Source organism: Romboutsia sp. 13368 (genome assembly GCF_018336475.1).
GTDB lineage: Bacteria > Bacillota > Clostridia > Peptostreptococcales > Peptostreptococcaceae > Romboutsia.
Map to the genome: position 1 here is coordinate 1,194,645 of NZ_CP048741.1, position 2,208 is coordinate 1,196,852.

The window sequence follows — 2,208 nt, forward strand, 5'->3', positions numbered from 1 at the left end:
CTTTATTAGTACTTATCCATATATTATCATTATTATCTACTAATACTCCATATACAGTGTTATTAGCTATACCATCTTGAGTTGTATATCTTTCAAATTTTTCTGTTTTTGGATTGTATTTGTTTAAACCATAACTTGTACCTATCCATATATTACCTTCTGAATCTTCATTTATATATCTTATACGATTATTACTTATACTAGTTTTATCATTTGGTATATTTTTATAGTACTTAGTTTCCTTAGCATTAGGTTCTATAACTCCAAATCCACCATCTTTATAAAATCCTAAATAATAGCTTCCATCTTTACCTTGATGCATATGTTTAACATATGAACCTTCTTCTACATAATTAGTCATATCTATAACTTTATCATTTTCTATATCAAGTAATGTTAATCCATTTGTACTTCCTATCCATAGATAGTTTTTATTGCATACCAAAATATCTTTAACATTTTCTCCTATTAATCTATCTTCTAGATTATAGTTTCTAATTGTTTTTTCTTTTTTATCGATTTTTAATACTCCAGCATCTGTTGCTATAAATATAAAATCTTTATATCCTGTAATATCATTTATACTATTACTTTGTATTACATYATTATTTTCCATACTAATAGACTGTGATGTATTATTTTCTCTATCAATTATATTGACACCTTTATTCCTACTTCCAACCCATAGGTATCCATCTTTATCTTCATAAATACCATGAACCATATTTTCACTTAATAGGTATTCATCATCTAAACCTGCATTGTAATATTTTATACTACTATCTGTATCAAATATGCTAACACCAGAATATGTACCAACCCATAAAATACCTTCTCTATCTTCTATTATAGTTCTTACATCATCATATACTAAACTATTTTTATCATAAACTTTCTTTTTATAAATATCAAAGTTATCTTTTTCTTCATCATATCTAGCAAGTCCATCTGTAGTACCTACCCACAGATTTCCTTTACTATCTCTTAATACATCTCCAACTTGATTTCCAGGAAGAGAATTTTTATCATCAGGGTTATTTATGTATTGTTTTACTTTTTTAGTTTTTGTATCTATCCTTAATAAACCTGAACTATCAGATCCTGCCCATACAAAACCATTATCATCATCACAAAAAATATTGTAGATTTCACTTTCTCCTAATGGATATGATTCTAAAATTTTAAAATCTTTAGATAGTTTATTTATACCAGATTCTGTACCTATCCATATATTACCATTATCATCTTCTGTTATTGCATATATACAACTACTTAATATTCCATCTTTTTGTTCTAGTATAAGTTCAAATCTATCTTCTTTAGGGTTATATAAATTTAGTCCTTCATATGTACCTACTAAAATCTTATTATCTTTTGTTGCTATAATTTCAGTTGTACTATCTTCATTGATCTTTTCATTAAGTTCTGTATAATTAAAAATTTCATCCGTAGATGTATTTATTTTATTTACACCTTTAGATGTATTTACCCAGATATTACCTTCCTTATCTTCTGTAATATCTGTTATTCCATTACCACTTATGCTATTTTCGTATTCTTCATAGTTATATATTTTAAATTCATAACCATTGTATCTATTTAAACCATCGTTAGTTCCTAACCATATGTATCCTTTACTATCTTGGAATATAATATCTACACTAGATTGGCTTATACCTTGTTCTATATTTAAATTGTTAAAAATTAAGTTTTTAGATTGAGAATAAGATATATTATTCATAGGTGAAAGCACATTAATCCCGATTAACGTTGTTGCTATTAAACTTTTAAAGTGTCTTTTTATAACCATATTTTTACCCTTCATGTTAATTTTTCGTTGCATATTTTTATTTTATTATAGTATTTATTTTACATTCTATTACATTCTATATTATTTTACATTTTTTAACAAGTTTTTACTTTACGTTTAAAGAAATATAGTTTATTATATTYWAGCTTTACATAATCATTGAAATTAACAAGCTTTACATAATCATTTGCTTCTAAACTAGCTCCACCAATTAAAGCCCCGTCTATATCGCTTTGATTCATTATTTCAGCTACGTTTGAAGGTTTTACACTTCCTCCGTATTGAATTCTAACTTCATTTGCTAAATCTCCATAAAGATTAGCTACAACTTGTCTTATATAAGCTATAACATCATTTGCATCTTCAGATGTAGCTGTTTTTCCAGTTCCTATAGCCCA

The 2,208-nt window shown here is 26.0% G+C and carries 2 protein-coding genes; both read right to left on the reverse strand.

The features are described 5' to 3' along the window. Positions 1-1,810 (reverse strand): ligand-binding sensor domain-containing protein (locus G3997_RS04870; RefSeq protein ID WP_296648987.1); only part of this gene is annotated, 1,810 nt, incomplete at its 3' end. Between the two features lie 95 nt (positions 1,811-1,905). Beyond that, on the reverse strand, positions 1,906-2,208 hold a 303-nt coding region (locus G3997_RS04875), incomplete at its 5' end, for a triose-phosphate isomerase (protein WP_296648990.1).